The organism is Paraburkholderia ginsengiterrae, from assembly GCF_001645125.1.
In the GTDB taxonomy this organism is placed as follows: Bacteria; Pseudomonadota; Gammaproteobacteria; order Burkholderiales; family Burkholderiaceae; genus Paraburkholderia; species Paraburkholderia ginsengiterrae.
This window is the reverse complement of record NZ_LXKA01000143.1, coordinates 86,635-103,529: the sequence shown is the minus strand read 5'-3', so window position 1 is coordinate 103,529 and position 16,895 is coordinate 86,635. Positions and strand designations below refer to the sequence as shown.

The following is a 16,895-nucleotide window of genomic DNA, read 5'->3' as shown; positions in this document are numbered from 1 at the left end:
ACGAGCAGTCGAACGAATGTGATGAGGTGTGGTGGTCACCATGGGCCGACGAGTCCGTGTGGCAAACATCGGACGCGCGCGCGTCGCGGGGTGTCGAAATATCCACCATCGGCAAGTAGGGAGTCTCCGATGGTCCCGGTCGATTCCGCTTGTTCGTCCTGAACAATCGCTTGAGGAACTTGAGCATCATTCGTCCTTGTTCTTGGCTTATACGAAACAGCAACTCAGCAAATCGGGGATTCCTAGGGCGCCTTTGTGCAAGATTACTTCAATTTATCAACTGGCACCGTATGCGCGGCGTGCGTCCTAACATTCCAGGGGGCATTGCCGGACCGTAACCGGCCGAATCATGAAGCGGTCCGTACTTCTCGACGACGTCCGGCGACACGTTCAGGCGCGGCGCGAGCGGACCAGCGCATGGAACAACATTCACCACTTTTGCGCGCACGTTCTTCCAGCCAGAGCGAAACAGGCTTTCGATAACGTAGGGCAGGAACCCCCTCTGCGTCAGACGCAAGTTTTTTAGGTCAGTCACTATCAAGTTGCGCTTTACATTGCCGATAACAAACGTGAATGGGCGTTACGCGCGTGCGGTAGCAACGCACTGCATGGTCGGCACATAGACAACACGCCGGCAAGGGAGACCCTATAACAGCTCGCGACGACGGTTGCCATGAAACGAACGGCATCCGGTAATCGTCCGGGAAAAGACGGACATAAAGAATAATGAAGCGACGTCTGATGCAATGCCTGTCGGGGATGGCATTGCTAGCTGCAGCCACGAGTACATTTGCCGACGACGGCTTCGCTATCACGCGCTTCGATGTGGAGGGGAACAGCCTGCTGCCGGCGGACGAGGTGCAACGGCTGTTGCAACCGATGAGCGGACCGCACCGCGTCTACGGCGACATTCAGCATGCGCTCGAAGCGCTGGAAAATGCCTATCGCAAAGCGGGCTACACCGCTGTGCAGGTCTATGTGCCCGAGCAGGAGTTGACCAGCGGCATCGTCAGAATCCAGGTGACCGAAAACCGGATTGGCAAAACCACCGTCACCGGCAACCAGCACTTCAGCGAAAAGAATGTCCTCGCCGGGCTGCCGCAACTCCAGAGCGGCCAGTCGCCGAACCTGCGCAAAATCTCGGAGGCGGTGCAACTAAGCAACGACAACCCCGCCAAGCAGGTCAGCGTGACGCTGAGCAGCGGCAATGAACCCGGCACGGTCGACGCCGAAGTCAAGGTGGCGGACAGCAATCCGCTGCACATCTTCGCCACGGTCGACAACACCGGCGCGTCCTCCACCGGCCGCTGGCGCACCGGCGTCGCCATTCAGGACGCCAACCTGTTCAATCTCGACCAGGTGGGCACGCTGGCGTACACGACCTCCCCCGACAGCCCGAGCGGCGTAAGGGTCAACGTCTACTCCGTCGGCTATCGGATCCCGCTGTACAGCCTTGGCGACAGCCTTGATTTTTTCTACGGCAAGTCCGATATCAACACGCCAAGCTCGTCGCCGACACTCGGCGGCCTGCTGGGCTTGACCGGCAAAGGCGACATCTACGGCTTCCGTTGGAACCACTTCTTCGCCCGGCGTGGCGAGACCACCAGCAAGCTGATCTTCGGCTTCGACTACAAGAAAATCGATTCGACCTGCAACGTCAACGGCGTGGGAATCAGCACCGCGGGACCGACGCCGCCGGTCGCGTCCTGCGTGCCCTACTCCACGATGCCGCTCAGCCTGACGTATAGCAGCCAGACGCTCGGCGTCGGACAAAGCATCGATTACGACATCGGCATCTCGCGCAACATTGCGACCGGCACGGAATACACCAACACCGACGGCCGCACCGATCGGTATTCGTACCTGACGCCCGGCAGCCGCGATACCGTCGACGGCTTCATGATCCTGCACGGCGACGCTTCAATCATCCAAAGCTTCGCCAACGACTGGCAATGGCGTGTCGCCACCACTGCGCAGGTCACGAGGAACCCATTGGTGTCGTCGGAACAGTTCGGCCTGGTTGGCATGTACGCCGTGCGCGGTTTCACGGAGCGCGCGGTGGTTGCCGATAGCGGCGTGTTCGTCAATACCGAGATTTATACGCCTCAACTCGTCAGCAAGGGCAATTTGCGCCTGCTGGCTTTCTTCGACTTCGGGTATGGCCACAACAGCAATGTCGGCAGCAGCGGCATTCCAGCGAACCTGAACGTATCGAGCATGGGTGTCGGCGCACGTTACGCCTTCGGCCGCAACGTCAGCATCAGGCTGGACGTCGCGCGAGTCGACGCGGCCGGCAATTCACTCACCGAGAAGCGCGGAGACTTCCACGCCGATGTCAGCGCAAGCCTGGGCTTTTGATATGACGAGTCGAAATCAATTGAAAATGCCGGCAGCCGTCTCGCCATTGCGCATGTCGGCCACGGCGGTTGCGGCCATTCTCATGACGTGGAATATCCCGTCCATGGCGGCACCGCCCGCACCCAACACACTGCCGACCGGCGGCAACGTTACGTACGGGACCGCCACGATCACGCAAAATGGCAATGCGCTCAACATCAACCAAAGCAGCGGTTCCGCGATTGCGAGCTTCGGCACGTTCAGCATTGGCGCCAACGCGGTAGTCAACATCAACCAGCCGGGGGCGGCATCGTCTTTCCTCGCGAGAGTGACCGGTTCGGATCCCTCGCAGATCTACGGCCTGCTCAAGTCCAACGGCACCTTCGCGCTGATCAATCAGAACGGCATCCTGGTCGGACCGTCCGGCGTGGTCGACGTGTCGCGGTTCATCGCCAGCGCACTCAACATCAGCGACAGCGACTTTCTGGCAGGACGGCTGACGTTCAGTACCGCCGACGTTGCCGGCCATGTCGAGAATCAAGGTGTCATCAAGACGGCCGGCGGCGGCAGCGTCTACCTGATCGGCGCCGACGTGAAGAACAGCGGCGTGATCACCAGCCCGAACGGCGAGGTGCTGCTGGCGGCAGGCCAGTCCGTGCAACTCGTCGACACCGGCACGCCAGGTGTGACGGTCAATGTGACCGGCACGGGCGGCAATGTCACCAACCTCGGTGACATCGCAGCGGAAGCGGGCAACATCGGCATTGCGGCGGGCCTGATCAACAACAGTGGCGCCATCAACGCAACCAGCGTGGTGAATCAGGGCGGGCGGATCTTCCTGCGCGCTTCGCAAAACCTGACTACGACGGCGAGCTCAAGTGTGACCGCCGATGGTGCGACCCAGGGCGGCGACGTCACGCTGTATTCGGACAAGGTTGCCTATCTCGACGGCAATATTTCCGCAACCGGCCGTGCCGGATCGGGCGGCTATGTCGAAACATCGGGCAAACAGTCGCTGGACGTGGTGAAGCTGCCGACAGTCGGCGCAGGCGGCAAGTGGTACATCGATCCCTACTCGCTCGAAGTGGTGTCGGGCAGCTCCAGCAACACGACCAACTCCGGCAACGTGATCGCCTCTACGGGCGCGGGTTCCACCATCAGTGCCGGCACGGTGTCGGGCATGCTAAACAGCGGCTCCAATGTCGTCCTCGCCACCGGCGCCGATGACGGAGCCACCGGCGGCGACATCACCGTTAGCGCTGCCATCAACAAGACCAGCGGCGCGGCGGCATCCCTGACCCTGAACGCCGATGGCAACATCAACATCAACGCCGATGTCACCAGCACGTCGAACACGCTCGCGCTGACCCTCAACACCAACGCCCGTGGCATCGCAAGCGGCAGCCACGCAGTAACTGTCAGCGACGCCACCCTCGGCCCTAACGGTGGAACACTATCCGTCAGCGACGGCTTCGGCACGTCCGGCAACGGCAACCTGATGCTGGCGAGCGGTGGTTCAATCGACCTCAGCCACGGTGGTGCCCTGTCCACCGGCAACCTGACACTCCTTGCCGGAGGAACGCTGAACGCCAATGCTTCCGCGAACCTCAGCGTCGGAGGGACATTGACCAACGGCGGGACGTTGTCACTGAGCAATGCCAGCCTGAACGCCGGCTCGCTCCTCAATACCGGTAGCCTCGCGCTGCACAACGCCACGCTGACGTCCGGCACGTTCACCAACGACACCGGGGGAAATCTGTCCGGTAACGGCACGATTTCGGTGGCGTCGGGCACCGGCGTCCTGCTCAACAACGGCACGATCGCCCCTGGCGGCGACGGCGCGATAGGTTCGCTGTCGATCAACGGCGGCTATAGTCAGAGTGCTACCGGCACGCTGCTGATCGACATCGCCGGCGCCGGCAGCTACGACACCCTGAGCTACTCTGCGCCGTCCCTCTCGCTGTGTGGAACGCTGGAAACAAATTTGCTGGGCGGCTATGTCCCGGTGATGGGAACGACCTTTGCTGCACTTTCCGGTCCCGTCAGTAGTACTCCGCCCGGTGTATTTCGTCATGTTCTCGGCAACGTGATCGACAGCAGCGGCGCCCTGCAGATGATCAAACCGGTTTACAACAGCTCGGGGCCGGGCTTGTCGCTTGCCATGGCGGGATCGGAGACTATCACCTATTCAGGCACCGCCGAGAGTCTGTGGGGCAACCCCTATTTCTGGTCGACCGGTTACTTCCCGACTGCCATCGATAACGTCATCGTGGCAGCGGGCGCACGCATGGCGCATGGATACTATGACGGTGTCGATACGGTCAACAGCATCACGTTCAACACGGGCTCCAATCTGTACATGTCGGGTGGCACGCTCAATGTGACCAACATTAACGGCAGTGGCAGCGTCGCCGCCGGCGGCGGCGTTCTGGCTTATACGGGCGTCGCCAGTCTTGCTTCGCTGTCCTTGACCAACGGCGGAAGCATCGTCGGCACCGGTAGCGGTTCCCAGCTCAATATCACTGGCGTCTTTTCGCAGAACGGCGGCTCGATCTCGACCAGCGGCGACATGTCCGTGACGCAAGGCAGCGGCGATCTGATGGTAGGCGATATCACCGCGCGCAACCTGACGCTGACCGCGGCAAACGGGGCGATAACCCAGCAGTTCTCGCCGCTGCACGTCACGCAGCAGTTGAGCACAACGTCTGCCAATGGCACGACGCTGACCCTTGCGGGCAATCAGATCGCGGGAATTTCCGCAAGCAATACCACGACCGGCGACATCGCGATCGTCAATCATCTCAACACTTCCGACGCTAGCACAGTGAGTGTCAACCGCATCAATAACGCAGGGGGCAACGTCAGCGTAAGCAACACTGGCGCGATGATCGTCGGCACGGCCGGTGTCAACGCGACGGGCGGCATCGATCTGTCGGTCGCCAACACCGGTGCTTCGACTGACAATCTCACGCTCAACGGCGTGCTTGCGTCCACTGCGGGGAACATCAACTCGTTCGCCGGCAACAATATATCGGTCAATGCGAACGTCGCGACTTCTGTGCCGGGGTTGGCCACATTCACCGCGGTAAATGGCGCCGTGACGTATGCGGCTGGCGTCAGCATTGCTGACGCCCACGGCACAGTCGTGCCAGTGGCGGCGACGGCGCCGCCGGTTGTGACGCCTGTGACACCTGTCACCCCGACGAACCCAACGCCCCCTACGACCTCCGTGACCCCGGTTACCCCGACCAGCCCATCGCCGCCTACGACCTCGGTGACTCCTGTCACCCCGACGAGCCCAACGACTCCCCCGCCCCCTGGTTCTTCGCAAACGGCGGCGTCCGTGGTTACGCAAGCGGTAACGCCCGTATCGAATGCCGTCGTTCAGGCTGTGACGTCGACATCGGGTGTCAGTTCGACCGTCACGCTTTCCACTTCGTCAACCAGCACCAGCAGTTCATCGCCCGCGGAGTCCACGACGGTGGGCGGTGAGCCAGGCACGTTCGGCGGCGATGACACGACGACAAGTTCCGGCCAGAGCACGGTGAAAACCGGCAACAAATCCACCACGACCAAACTGTATTGCAGCTGATATCCCGACAATGAAACGACTCATCAATACAAACCATTGGCGCGACGGTGCGATGTTCCGGCTTGCACGGCAGTTGCTGTGTCTACTAGCCATGTCAGGCTGCGGCAGCATCGCCTACGCGCAGACTGCGGGGACGGTGACGCATTTGTCCGGCGTGCTGACGGTGAAACATGCCGACGGCAGCACTGCAGTGCTGGCGATCAATTCATCCATATTGCAGGGTGACACGTTGGTCACCGAAGCAAACACGTACACCCGCGTGAAATTTGTCGATAACGGCGAGATGGTCTTGCGTCCTTCTTCGCAGGTCATCGTCAAAAGCTACGTATTCGACGTTGATCACCCCGAGAAGGACAGTGTCGCCATCCAGTTGGTCAACGGCGGCCTGCGCTCGGCAACCGGGCTGATCGGACGGCGCAACCATGATGCCGTCAGCTTCGAGACGCCGATAGGCGCCATCGGTGTACGCGGCACCAACTTCGGCGCAGTGTTCTGCCAGAGCGATTGCGGCAGCGTACCGACGCCACGGGGGAACATGCCCCAGAATGGTCTGTATGTCGATGTGTCTCAGGGCGCTATAGTGCTCACCAATCCGGCCGGCCAGCAGATCTATCAGACCGGCCAGTTCGGTTATGTCGCCAACCTGAACACTCCGCCGGTGGTGATTCCGCCAACGGAGGGCGTGCCGGTAACAATGCCGCTGTCGATCAGTAAGAATGCTCCGCCGACGGGTACCAGCGCGGCGAGCACTGACGTGGATTGCGTGGTGCGGTAAACATGTGCGCTGGGCCACACATCACCGGGAGGTGAGCCGCCAGGTGGTCTAAGCTTTTTCTAATTACATCCCGAGCATTCCATCCGTTATAGGCGGGGGCGGAGGCGCTATGAAGGATAACGGCGAATCAGAATCATCGGCGTCCGAGAATGTGAGCGACGCTTCGCGTCGCCGCTTCCTTCGCAACAGCGTCGCTGCGGGCGCAGAGGCGCTTGCACTTGCCGCCGGAGGCGCTGTTCCTGGCGCGCTTGCCGCAGCGGCGTCCGCTGCCCAGGCTCGCGGCAAGCAACCGAACTTCCTGATCCTGATGTGCGATGAGAACCGCTTTCCGCCGGTCTACGAGTCGCCACAGACCCAGGCTTTCCGTCACACCTATCTCAAGACGCAGAATCAGCTGCGCCGCAACGGGGTTGATTTTCAGCGGCATTACGCGGCGTCGGTAGCGTGCTCGCCCAGCCGCGCGTCGATCTACACAGGACAATATCCGTCGCTGCACGGCGTCTCACAGACCACCGGCGCGGCCAAGGAATCATTCGATCCGGACGTGTTCTGGCTCGACCCCGGCAGCGTGCCGACACTCGGAGATTACTTTCGCGCGGCAGGCTACGAGACGTACTGGCGCGGCAAGTGGCACGCCTCGGACGCCGACATGCTGATTCCGGGCACCCACGCCCAGTTCTTGAGCTACAACTCGAAGAATGGCGCCCCCGACGCCGACGCAGAAGCGCTCTACAGCAACGCCGAGCGCCTCGATCGCTTTGGTTTCAGCGGCTGGATCGGCCCCGAGCCACATGGAAAATCGCCGCTCAATAGCGGTTCCTCTGTGCCACGCGGTCAGCAGGGGCGCGACGTCGGTTTCGCGCAGCAGGCCAGAGACCTGATCCGGAAACTTGACCACGACGGCAGTACCAGCCCGTGGTTCATCGTGTCTTCGTTCGTCAATCCGCACGACATCACGCTCTGGGGGCTATGGGCAAACACCGGCCAGGCCGGGGATTTCGATTTCACCGTCCACTCCTACGTGCCGGAATTGCTGTTCGACCCTGAGCAATTCAAGCAGACGCGCAACGACAATCTGGCGAACAAGCCCTCGGCGCAGGCGTCCTATCAGGAAAGCTACGGGAAGTGGATGCAGCCTATCTTCGGGGACACGGCGACGCTCGAGAAGTACTTCCGCTATTACTACCAGTTGCAGAAGAACGTCGACGACCAGATGATGACCGTCTTCCAGGCGCTGCTCGGTTCGCGGTTTGCGGACAACACCATTGTCCTCTTCACGTCCGACCATGGCGACCTGCTCGGGTCGCATGACAACATGCATCAGAAGTGGTACACCGCCTACGACGAAGCGATCCGCGTCCCGCTGATCATCTACAGCAAGACGCTGTTTCCGCAGCCACGTTCGGTCGATTCGTTGACCAGTCACGTGGACCTGCTGCCGACACTGCTGGGACTCGCGGGAATAGACCCCGAGCCGATTCGCAAGAAACTCTCCGAAGATCACACCGATGCGCAGCCGTTAGTAGGGCGTAATCTTGCGCCGCTGGTGCTGGGCGAGGTTGCTCCGGAAAACGTCAATGACCCGCTGTATTTCATGACTGACGACGATCCGAGCCGCGGGCTCAACCAGGACAACTGGACCGGAATCGGATACAACTCCGTCGTGCAGCCGAATCATCTGGAAACGGTGATCGCGCGCCTCTCGGATGGCAAGGTCTGGAAGTACACGCATTACTTCGACAATCCGCAGTTCTGGAGCACGCCTGGCTACCCAGGCGATCGCCGCGATCCCAACTACCCGAACGTCGACGACGTGGTGCTTCGCCGGGTGGGACAGATCCCCGCCCCGCCTCCGTATCGCGATGACGACTTGGGCCCGCAACCGATCGCCTACACGGTCACGGTCAAGTCGACGCCGCACCCGGACGAATACGAGATGTACAACGTCACCGACGACCCCATGGAACTCGCCAATCTCGCTGACGACCGGACCTATCGGGCGCAGAAGAGCCAGCTTGAGCAACTGCTGCAGAAAGAGCGATGTGCGAAGCGGCTGGTGCCGCAGAGCGGGACCGTCCCGGGACAACCAACGTGCTAAAGGGTGAATGACCGGTTGAATACGCAAGCGCTTAGCGGCCGTAGCATCGCCGTACGGTGGGCATCAGCAAAGCCCGATGAAGGAAGGTTCATCTTCGTCAATCAAACGGCCGATTACCAGGTGAAGCCGACGTCTGATGACTGAGCTAAGTCGCAGGCGAACGTCGCTTCCTTACCGGCCCTGCCCGATTCCGAACCGACAATGGGAGCCATTGGCGATCGGCCTATGTCGGGCAGAAGTCGACCCACAGCGGCCGGTCAAGCTGAAACAGCTTTGATGGCTGCTCCCGGAATGCTTCAGACGTTCGGCGCCTCCGCATCTTGAAACAGACCGAGTGGCGCGGCGCGTAGACCGGCAAATCTCGTCTGTGTAGCTGGCATCTTGCTAGTTCGACATGGATCCATGCGAGAGCGGCATCATGCGGCGGGCCATTTCCGCTTATCATGCCCGCCTTCCACCCGTCTATACAGGCTGTTCGCATTCCCTGCGGCACCCACGACAGGATGCGTCCACAGCGTGCAGACTTACCACAACCTATTCACAACGCTTCAAACCTTGACGTCACGGCTATCAACCTCTCTTTTTCTGCTCTCGCTTACCGCGATAGGCATTGCATCGTGCCTCAGCGCACCAGGCGCAAGTGCCGCCGCTCAGCCACCGTCTAACATTCAGGCAGTGTCATGGATGTTAGTTGATGGCGAATCGGGCCAGATACTGGTCGAACACAACGCGGACGCTGAGCGGCAGCCTGCATCGCTCACCAAACTCGTGACAGCGTATGTCGCACTCGATGCGCTGAAGCGCGGGTCCGTGCGTTGGGACGAGAAAGTGCCTGTTGACGCGGCAGACATTGGTGAGGTCGGCGGCGACGAGGCAAGAATGTATCTGGTGCCGGGGCAGCAGGTACCTGTCAGAGACCTTGTTCAGGGTCTCATTGCCGCGTCGGCAAACGATGCCGCCCTGGTGCTGGCCAAACGCGTTGGCGGCTCGCCTGCCGGATTCGAGCAGTTGATGAACGACACCGCCAGAAAGCTCGGGATGACCCACACCCATTTTTCAACGCCTTCAGGCATCACAACGCCGGGAAACTACTCGACCGCCCGCGACCTTTCCACGCTGGCCATGCGCCTGACCAAGGATTTCCCGGAGTACTACACCTTTTCATCAGAGCAGCACTTCGCCTATGGGAAGTTCGAAAAACGGAACAAGAACTGGCTGCTCGGCAAGGACCCTTCCGTCGACGGCATGAAGACGGGTCATACGCGAGCGGCAGGATATTGCATTGTCGCCACTGCAAAACGGAAGCAGATCTCCCCTCCGATGATGCGTCGCGTGTTCGCTGTCGTCCTGGGCGCACCAACGGCTAACGACCGTATAACGGGTGCAGGCAGCCTCCTGAACTATGCGTTCTCAGCGTACAAGGACTATCCCCTCTCGGACGATGCGGGACATCGTGTCGTCACGCGCATGTCCGAGCCAAAGCTGGTGCAGACCAGCAGCCCTTGAAGTCGTCGGCAGTTGAGGACGCCAGGTCATAACATACTCGCAGCTGGGGCGGACAGCGACTTGCCCCGGCGCCCGTCACCTGATCACCGCAATACGACGGCCTGTCTGGGTTGGGTCAGCATCGTCGGCTGAAGGATATCATCCAGTTGTACCCGCGTGAGAAGACCACGCTCAACGACAATCTCCGCGACGCTCCGGCCGGAAACGAGTGCCTGCTGAGCGACCTGGGTTGCATTCACATATCCGATGTAGGGGTTCAGCGCAGTCACAATGCCGATGGAGTTCTCGACGAGTGACTGCAGTCGCTCACGGTTCGCGGTGATGCCGTCCACGCATTTTGATGCCAATGTCAGGCAGCCCGCCCGAAGATGGGCGACGCTCTTGAAAAGACTGTGCGCGATAACCGGCTCAAACGCGTTCAACTGCAACTGACCCGCTTCTGCCGCGAAACTGACCGTCACATCGTTACCGATCACCTCGAACGCAATCTGGTTCATCACTTCGGGGATAACCGGGTTCACCTTGCCCGGCATGATGCTGGAACCTGCCTGAACGGGCGGGAGGTTGATTTCCCCAAAGCCTGCGCGTGGACCACTGGAGAGCAACCGGAGGTCATTGCAGACCTTCGAGAGCTTGACGGCCACGCGCTTCAGCACACCCGACAGTTGCACGAACGAACCGACGTCCTGTGTTGCCTCGACGAGATTCGGCGAAGTGGTGACGGGAATGCCTGTGACGGAAGCAAGGTGACGGCATACAAGCGGCGCGTACTCAGGCGACGTGTTGATACCGGTGCCGATCGCGGTCGCCCCCAGGTTGATTTCGCAGATCAGCTTTGACGCCTCCATCAGACGGTCTTCGTCTTCGCCCAGCATCACGGCAAAGGTACTGAATTCCTGACCCAACGTCATGGGCACTGCGTCCTGCAACTGCGTCCGCCCCATCTTCAGGTCATTGCTGAACTCCTCGGCCTTTCGTTCGAACGAAGCACGCAGCACACCCATTGCATGGAGGAGCTGCACGGTACCCATGTAAGCAGCGATCTTGAGCGCAGTCGGATAAACGTCGTTGGTACTTTGTCCCAGATTGACGTCCTCGTTAGGGTGCAAAGCTGCATAGTCGCCGCGTCAACATCCGAGGTACTCCAGCGCGAGATTGGCAATGACCTCGTTCGCATTCATGTTCGTGGACGTGCCGGCGCCTCCCTGAATGACGTCGACCACGAACTGGTCATGCAGCACGCCCTGACGAATCGCCTCGCAGGCCTGCACGATGGCCTTCAGTTTGTGCTCCGGCAGCAGGCCCAGCTCGTGATTGGCGAGTGCTGCCGCCTCCTTGACGCTGGCAAGCGCGTTGACCAGATTCGGATACGTCGAAATTGGAATGCCCGTGATCGGGAAGTTCTGCAGCGCGCGCAGCGTATGGATGCCGTAATACGCCTCCTGCGGAACGGGCAGATCGCCGAGAAGATCGTGCTCGATACGGTGAGTCGAAACTGACATGTGATGCTCCAAAGGAAAAGGCAAAACCGTTGGCGCGTCCGGTGCGTTTGCGAACCGGGCGACGAAAGCTTTCGGGGCGAGCCGGTGTCCGCTCAGTTAGTGGCACTGCCCTTCGCGTAGGCGATGCATTGCCTCGCGAGGACTTCAGTCGGATCAACCAGTTGAGCGCGCCCGCCGCTGCGGCCGACGAATTCGCCCGCCGGAAGAAGAATTGGAAGCTCCGTGCATCCGAGAATGATTACTTCAACGCCCTCTGCAATCAGTCCTTCAACTGCCGCGATGATGTCTTCCCGACACTGACCGGTCGTGAAACCTGCCTTGACGCCGTTCTTTCCGTAGATGGCGTCCATCACACGCGCTTGCAAAGCGGCACCCGGGGCAATCTGGCGCAGACCCTGTGATTCGAGAGCCTTCTGGTAGACACCGCTGCCTAGCGTGCCCGATGTAGCCAGCACGCCGATATCGCGCAAGCCGGGAAAGGATTCACGCAGGTAGCGCACCGTGGCCGTGAGCATGTTGACGATAGGTATATCGAGGTATGGCTGGATCCGGTCGACGAACGCATGCGCAGTGTTGCAGGGAATCGCGATGATGTCTGCACCGCCGTCTTCCAGCTTTTTGCACGTGGCGTAGAGCGAGACGGTCGGGTCCACTCCTTCGCTAATGAGGTTTTCGGTTCGGTCGGGAATCTGCGGATTCTGTTCGACCAGAAGTTTGATGTGGTCCTGATCGCGCGACGCCGGCGTATGAAGAACGACCTTGTTAAGGAAATCGATCGTCGCAGCCGGGCCAACGCCACCCACCACGCCGAGCTTGAAAACGGGAGCAGCCGAACCGGGACCGCCAGAGAAGACATACTGCGCATACGCCATGTTGGAATCGACAAGTGGCACTTGCAACTGGCCGATTTCCCCGGCGACGAGGGCGATTTCCGTCATGCCCGGCACGATGACGTCGACGCCGCGCGCCACGAGGCTCTCGCACGCAGCGCGCAGCAACTCTACCGGGCGGCCACGGAGATTGCCGCTCTTGATACCGTCAGAACCATAGACGGCTTCCGTTACCGTATCGGTGTTGTCGGCAGTGTGCGGATACACCACTTCGAATTCGGGGGCTGCGAAATACCGTTCAAAGAGCCTCTTTTCACGAACGTAATCGGATGCGAGAACGCCGATACGCTTCGCGGCGGGGAACTTCCGCTGCACGTGGCTGCGAACTGCTTCGACGATATCGACAATAGGCAGACTCGTATTTGCCTTCAGTTCGTCGATAAACGTGTGACTCAGAAAACACGGGAGTACGACCGTCGTTACGCCGCGTTTCTCGAAGTCCCGGATCATGTTGAAGATGTACAGCTTGCGCTCCGTCGTCGCGGCACTGCCCGCCCCGGCTCCCTTGAACGGGCGCTGCTCGAAGATGACCTCGGCATGCTCGGCGTCGGAGGACGCCGGCGTCGCCTTCACGATCTTGAAGAACACATCGGCGCTTGCCAGCGGGCCCAATCCCCCTACTACACCCAGCTTGCGCCGGCTTTCCGCTACCGTCGTGCTCATCGTGCACTGGCCTCCACCTGCTCGAAGGAGGCGTCCGTCGACTTTGCTTCGCGTGCAGCTTCCCATTTCGCAATGACAGCAGTCGCAACGCTATTGCCAATCACGTTGGTCATCGTGCGACCCATATCGAGAATCTGGTCGATCGCGAGGACCAGGGCCACGCCGGCGGCAGGCAGATGAAACATCGGCGCGACAGCCGCAACGACGACCACCGACCCGCGCGGCACACTCGCCATTCCCTTGCTGCTCAACATCAGAATCAGCAACATGAAGATCTGCTGCGACACGGGCATCTGGACGCCAAAGGCCTGAGCAATGAAGATCGCGGCAAACGCCTGATACATCATTGAACCGTCGAGATTGAATGCGTAGCCCAGCGGCAACGTGAAGCCGACCACCTTCTTGTCGACGCCGAACTTTTCCAGTTGCTCGGTGAGTCGCGGATAGGCAGCCTCGCTGCTAGCTGTCGAGAACGCGATCATCGCGGGTTCGCGCACTGCCTTCAGCAGACTACCCACCTTGCGTCCGAGAAACACGTAACCGATCGCGATGAGGATTGCCCAGAGAATCAGCAGCCCGAGATAGAACGATCCGATGAGCTTGCCGTAGGTGTAGATCACATCGAGGCCACGCAGCGTCACGGAAGAAGCGATCGCGCCGAACACACCAAGCGGCGCAGCACGCATGACGTAGTTCGTGAGGCGAAGCATCACGGGAACCATTCCATCAATCGCCTGGATGACGATGCCGACGCGCGCGTCGCGCTTGAGTGCACTAAGGCCGATGCCAAGAAAGAGCGAGAAGACGAGGATCTGCAGAATGTCATTGCGCGCCATCGCATCCAGCAGGCTTGTCGGGAATGCGTGCGTGATGACATCCTTGACGTTCAGTGCCGCCGTGTTGAGTCCCGTGTTCACTTCGCCGGAACTCTCGGTCAGATGCAAACCTGCTCCGGGTTCCAGCGCATTGGCCATGACGAGCCCGAGCGCCAGAGAGATGAGCGATGCGCTGATGAACCATCCAACCGAGCGAAGCCCGATCCGGCCTACATCGTCACCGCTATCCATGCCCGCCAGCCCCGACACGAGTGTGACGAAGACCAGCGGCGCGATGATCATCTTGATCAGACGCAGGAAAATATCCGTGACAATCGAGAAGTAGCCGGCCACTGCTTTCAGCGTGGCGGGATCAGTAATGTTCGTGTGGCACGCGTAGCCAGCCCCGACTCCAACGAGCATGGCTACCGCGATGCTCAGCGTAAGGCGATTCTTCATTGTCATCCGTCCTGTAGCGGCGTGGACGGCAGGAAGTGACGGCCACGCGCGGGAGAAGAAATGAAAGCGGCGCTGGAAGCGGCACTTTCACCGTAGAACGGATGGTAGGGACGTTCAAAAAAACGCTGATGCTGTTACGACATGCTCCCATGCGAATCTCGCATAACGCGGGAAAACCCTATTCCAGCGTAGCGGAGCCAGCGCGCAGGTGATGCCAGAGCGTATCGAGGAAGTCGCTGCGATTCGTCGAATCACGATATGCGCGCAGTTCCACCTGCAAATGCCAACTCGCCGGCCCGGCCGGTACGAGGTCGCCATCGGCAAGCTCTTTCGTAATCGTGCTCCTGGGAAGCCAGGCTACGCCTTCGCCTTCCATGACCAGCTTCTTCAGCACCTCGGCCATGTCGGACTCGTAGTGCAGGCGCAACGACGGCGCATCCGAGGCTCGCTTCAGCAGCAGTGCCTGACAACGCCCGAAGTAGCTGGTCTCCGTGTAGGAGATAAGCGGTAGCGGCCGTTGCTTCGTCCCGGGCAGGCGGAACTTGGGTGCTGAACGCTCGTTCGATCTGCTGGTCGGCATCAGCGTATCGAGACCGACGGTGACATGCTCGTACCTCGCGGCATCGAGATGAAGGGGAAGCTCCGGATGATGATAGGCAAACATCAGTTCGCAGTTACCGTTCACGAGCATCAGAATCGAATCGTGAACGTTCGTCGGCACGACCCGGGCCCGCACCTCGCCGAATTGTGGAGCGAGTGCCTTGAGCCATGTCGGAAGGAAATTCAGCGCTATCGTGTGCCCCGCGCAAATCTGCAGACTCTTGCCCGCGATGCGCTGCTCGGTGCGGATGATGGCCCGCGTATCGAGAAGCCGTGCAAGCACATCGTCGGCGACTTCGCGAAACAGTTGACCGGCGGGTGTCAGCACGGGAGGAAAGCTGCTGCGGTCGATCAGTTCAGCGCCGACCCATTGCTCGAGCGACTGGATTCTGCGGCTGAACCCGGATTGCGTGACATTGCGAAATTCAGCGGCGCGGGAAAAGCTCTGGTACTGGGCAAGAGCGATGAAATCTTCAATCCATTTGATTTCCATGTTGGCCTTCGGACCGTCTTCGGAATCGTCGATTTTAGCCGTACAGTGACCATCCGGATCGGTTCGGCTGCAGATGCCAGCTCACCGATGAGCGGCTGCTTGTGTCTGGATCCGCGATCTCCTGGTCGGATCGCGACCGATGCCCCCTCCGCAGGCTTAAACAGCATACTGTGAATCTGCGGACGACTTATGCCCGTTGGAGCGGTTGGAACTGCTCAACGCGGTTGCGCCGATCTTCTGACGACGTCGCTAGCGCCATCGTCATCCCACCTTTGACCTGGGCGCTTTGGCTTTTCGCCCACGCGAAGTGGGCTTTACCGGCACGCTCCGTCCATACTTATTCCACCAGGCCGTTAGTGCCTCCATCGTGGGTCCAAGCCCGCGGGCCTTCTGAGTGATCTCGTACTCGACGCGCGGGGGTACTTCCGCGAACACGGTGCGCGACACCAAGCCATCCGCCTCCAGTTCACGAAGCTGCGCTGTCAACATGTGCTGCGTAATGCCGGGAATGGCTTTTCTCAGCTCGCCGAAGCGATAGATTCGCTGGTTGAGCAGCCACATTATTTCGAGCTTCCATTTGCCGGAAAGGAGCGCGAAGGCACGCCGCATTTCGTCGTGCATGTTGATCTCGTCATCGCTATTGGTCTGGTCTTCCATACTAAGTGCCATTTTTTCATCCTACTTGCGCGATTTCATCTTACGCGACATTCTCATGCCAAGTCGATTGGACGACTCGCAAAGGAAAACTTCATGCTTGAGAGCTATGCATATTGGATCAGCACGGCGCTGTTGTCGCTTTTATATCTGGTCTCCGTTCACCTGTACCTGACCAAACGAGACTTGGTGAAGCAGACCCAAATCGCGCTGGGCTACTCCGCCAATCATCTAGTGCCCTTCATGATCGTCGTGAAGATCCTGGCCCCTATCGCCATTCTCTCGCGGCTGAGTGTTCCCCTCAGTGATTTCGCCTATGCCGGCATTTTTTATCACCTGATCTTGTCTGGCATGGCACATCTCGGTGTGCGCAATCCGAAGGCGGCCGTGCCCGCAGTCGTGGGCCTGGTGCTCCTCGCCATCTCATTCGCCACCCAAAACGCTGCTCGACAGGTTCCGTCACCCTATGCGCCGAGCCTGACGCAGCCAATCCAACAAAGCAACTGAATGG

Annotated in this window: 10 protein-coding genes and 1 pseudogene; 6 read left to right on the top strand and 5 right to left on the bottom strand. The window is 60.1% G+C overall.

The window, feature by feature from the left end:
• The first annotated feature begins 726 nt into the window (after positions 1 to 726).
• From A6V37_RS12120 to A6V37_RS12100, 5 genes are all read left to right on the top strand, one after another.
• Positions 727 to 2,358, top strand: coding sequence for a ShlB/FhaC/HecB family hemolysin secretion/activation protein (locus tag A6V37_RS12120; RefSeq protein WP_242665778.1), 1,632 nt, complete (start codon positions 727 to 729; stop codon positions 2,356 to 2,358).
• A 25-nt stretch (positions 2,359 to 2,383) separates the two neighbouring features.
• Positions 2,384 to 5,929, top strand: a complete 3,546-nt coding sequence (locus tag A6V37_RS12115; RefSeq protein ID WP_064286018.1) for a beta strand repeat-containing protein — start codon at positions 2,384 to 2,386, stop codon at positions 5,927 to 5,929.
• 10 nt (positions 5,930 to 5,939) lie between these two features.
• Positions 5,940 to 6,704 (top strand): FecR family protein, encoded by a 765-nt coding sequence (locus tag A6V37_RS12110; RefSeq protein WP_064267288.1) that lies wholly within the window; start codon positions 5,940 to 5,942, stop codon positions 6,702 to 6,704.
• Positions 6,705 to 6,813: 109 nt separating this feature from the next.
• Complete coding sequence (locus A6V37_RS12105; RefSeq protein WP_064286017.1) at positions 6,814 to 8,802, top strand: sulfatase family protein; 1,989 nt, start codon at positions 6,814 to 6,816, stop codon at positions 8,800 to 8,802.
• Between the two features lie 555 nt (positions 8,803 to 9,357).
• Positions 9,358 to 10,308 (top strand): D-alanyl-D-alanine carboxypeptidase family protein, encoded by a 951-nt coding sequence (locus tag A6V37_RS12100; protein WP_423213111.1) that lies wholly within the window; start codon positions 9,358 to 9,360, stop codon positions 10,306 to 10,308.
• 83 nt (positions 10,309 to 10,391) lie between these two features.
• Here A6V37_RS12100 and aspA read toward each other — a convergent pair.
• From aspA to A6V37_RS12075, 5 genes and pseudogenes are all read right to left on the bottom strand, one after another.
• Positions 10,392 to 11,810, bottom strand: a pseudogene (gene aspA / locus A6V37_RS12095) (aspartate ammonia-lyase).
• Between the two features lie 92 nt (positions 11,811 to 11,902).
• Positions 11,903 to 13,363, bottom strand: coding sequence for a cysteate racemase (cuyB, locus tag A6V37_RS12090; RefSeq protein WP_064267285.1), 1,461 nt, complete (start codon positions 13,361 to 13,363; stop codon positions 11,903 to 11,905).
• A complete protein-coding gene (locus A6V37_RS12085) occupies positions 13,360 to 14,637 on the bottom strand; it encodes a dicarboxylate/amino acid:cation symporter (protein ID WP_064267284.1) in 1,278 nt (425 codons plus the stop codon). Before A6V37_RS12085 ends, cuyB begins: the two co-directional genes overlap by 4 nt.
• A gap of 178 nt (positions 14,638 to 14,815) precedes the next feature.
• Positions 14,816 to 15,730: a LysR substrate-binding domain-containing protein gene (locus tag A6V37_RS12080; RefSeq protein ID WP_064267283.1), complete on the bottom strand. Its 915-nt coding sequence runs from the start codon at positions 15,728 to 15,730 to the stop codon at positions 14,816 to 14,818.
• A 261-nt stretch (positions 15,731 to 15,991) separates the two neighbouring features.
• Positions 15,992 to 16,387: a winged helix-turn-helix transcriptional regulator gene (locus A6V37_RS12075; RefSeq protein WP_064267282.1), complete on the bottom strand. Its 396-nt coding sequence runs from the start codon at positions 16,385 to 16,387 to the stop codon at positions 15,992 to 15,994.
• Between the two features lie 93 nt (positions 16,388 to 16,480).
• On the opposite strand from A6V37_RS12075, the gene A6V37_RS12070 reads away from it, so the two are divergent.
• Positions 16,481 to 16,891, top strand: coding sequence for a DoxX family protein (locus A6V37_RS12070; protein ID WP_064267281.1), 411 nt, complete (start codon positions 16,481 to 16,483; stop codon positions 16,889 to 16,891).
• Positions 16,892 to 16,895 lie beyond the last annotated feature (4 nt).

Excerpts from the sequence above, each read along its gene's own strand:
- A6V37_RS12085 (WP_064267284.1), bottom strand. The coding sequence starts at position 14,637 with ATGAAGAATCGCCTTACGCTGAGCATCGCGGTAGCCATGCTCGTTGGA.
- A6V37_RS12105 (WP_064286017.1), top strand. The coding sequence starts at position 6,814 with ATGAAGGATAACGGCGAATCAGAATCATCGGCGTCCGAGAATGTGAGC.
- A6V37_RS12070 (WP_064267281.1), top strand. The coding sequence starts at position 16,481 with ATGCTTGAGAGCTATGCATATTGGATCAGCACGGCGCTGTTGTCGCTT.
- A6V37_RS12075 (WP_064267282.1), bottom strand. The coding sequence starts at position 16,387 with ATGGAAGACCAGACCAATAGCGATGACGAGATCAACATGCACGACGAA.
- cuyB (WP_064267285.1), bottom strand. The coding sequence starts at position 13,363 with ATGAGCACGACGGTAGCGGAAAGCCGGCGCAAGCTGGGTGTAGTAGGG.
- A6V37_RS12115 (WP_064286018.1), top strand. The coding sequence starts at position 2,384 with ATGCCGGCAGCCGTCTCGCCATTGCGCATGTCGGCCACGGCGGTTGCG.
- A6V37_RS12110 (WP_064267288.1), top strand. The coding sequence starts at position 5,940 with ATGAAACGACTCATCAATACAAACCATTGGCGCGACGGTGCGATGTTC.
- A6V37_RS12080 (WP_064267283.1), bottom strand. The coding sequence starts at position 15,730 with ATGGAAATCAAATGGATTGAAGATTTCATCGCTCTTGCCCAGTACCAG.
- A6V37_RS12120 (WP_242665778.1), top strand. The coding sequence starts at position 727 with ATGAAGCGACGTCTGATGCAATGCCTGTCGGGGATGGCATTGCTAGCT.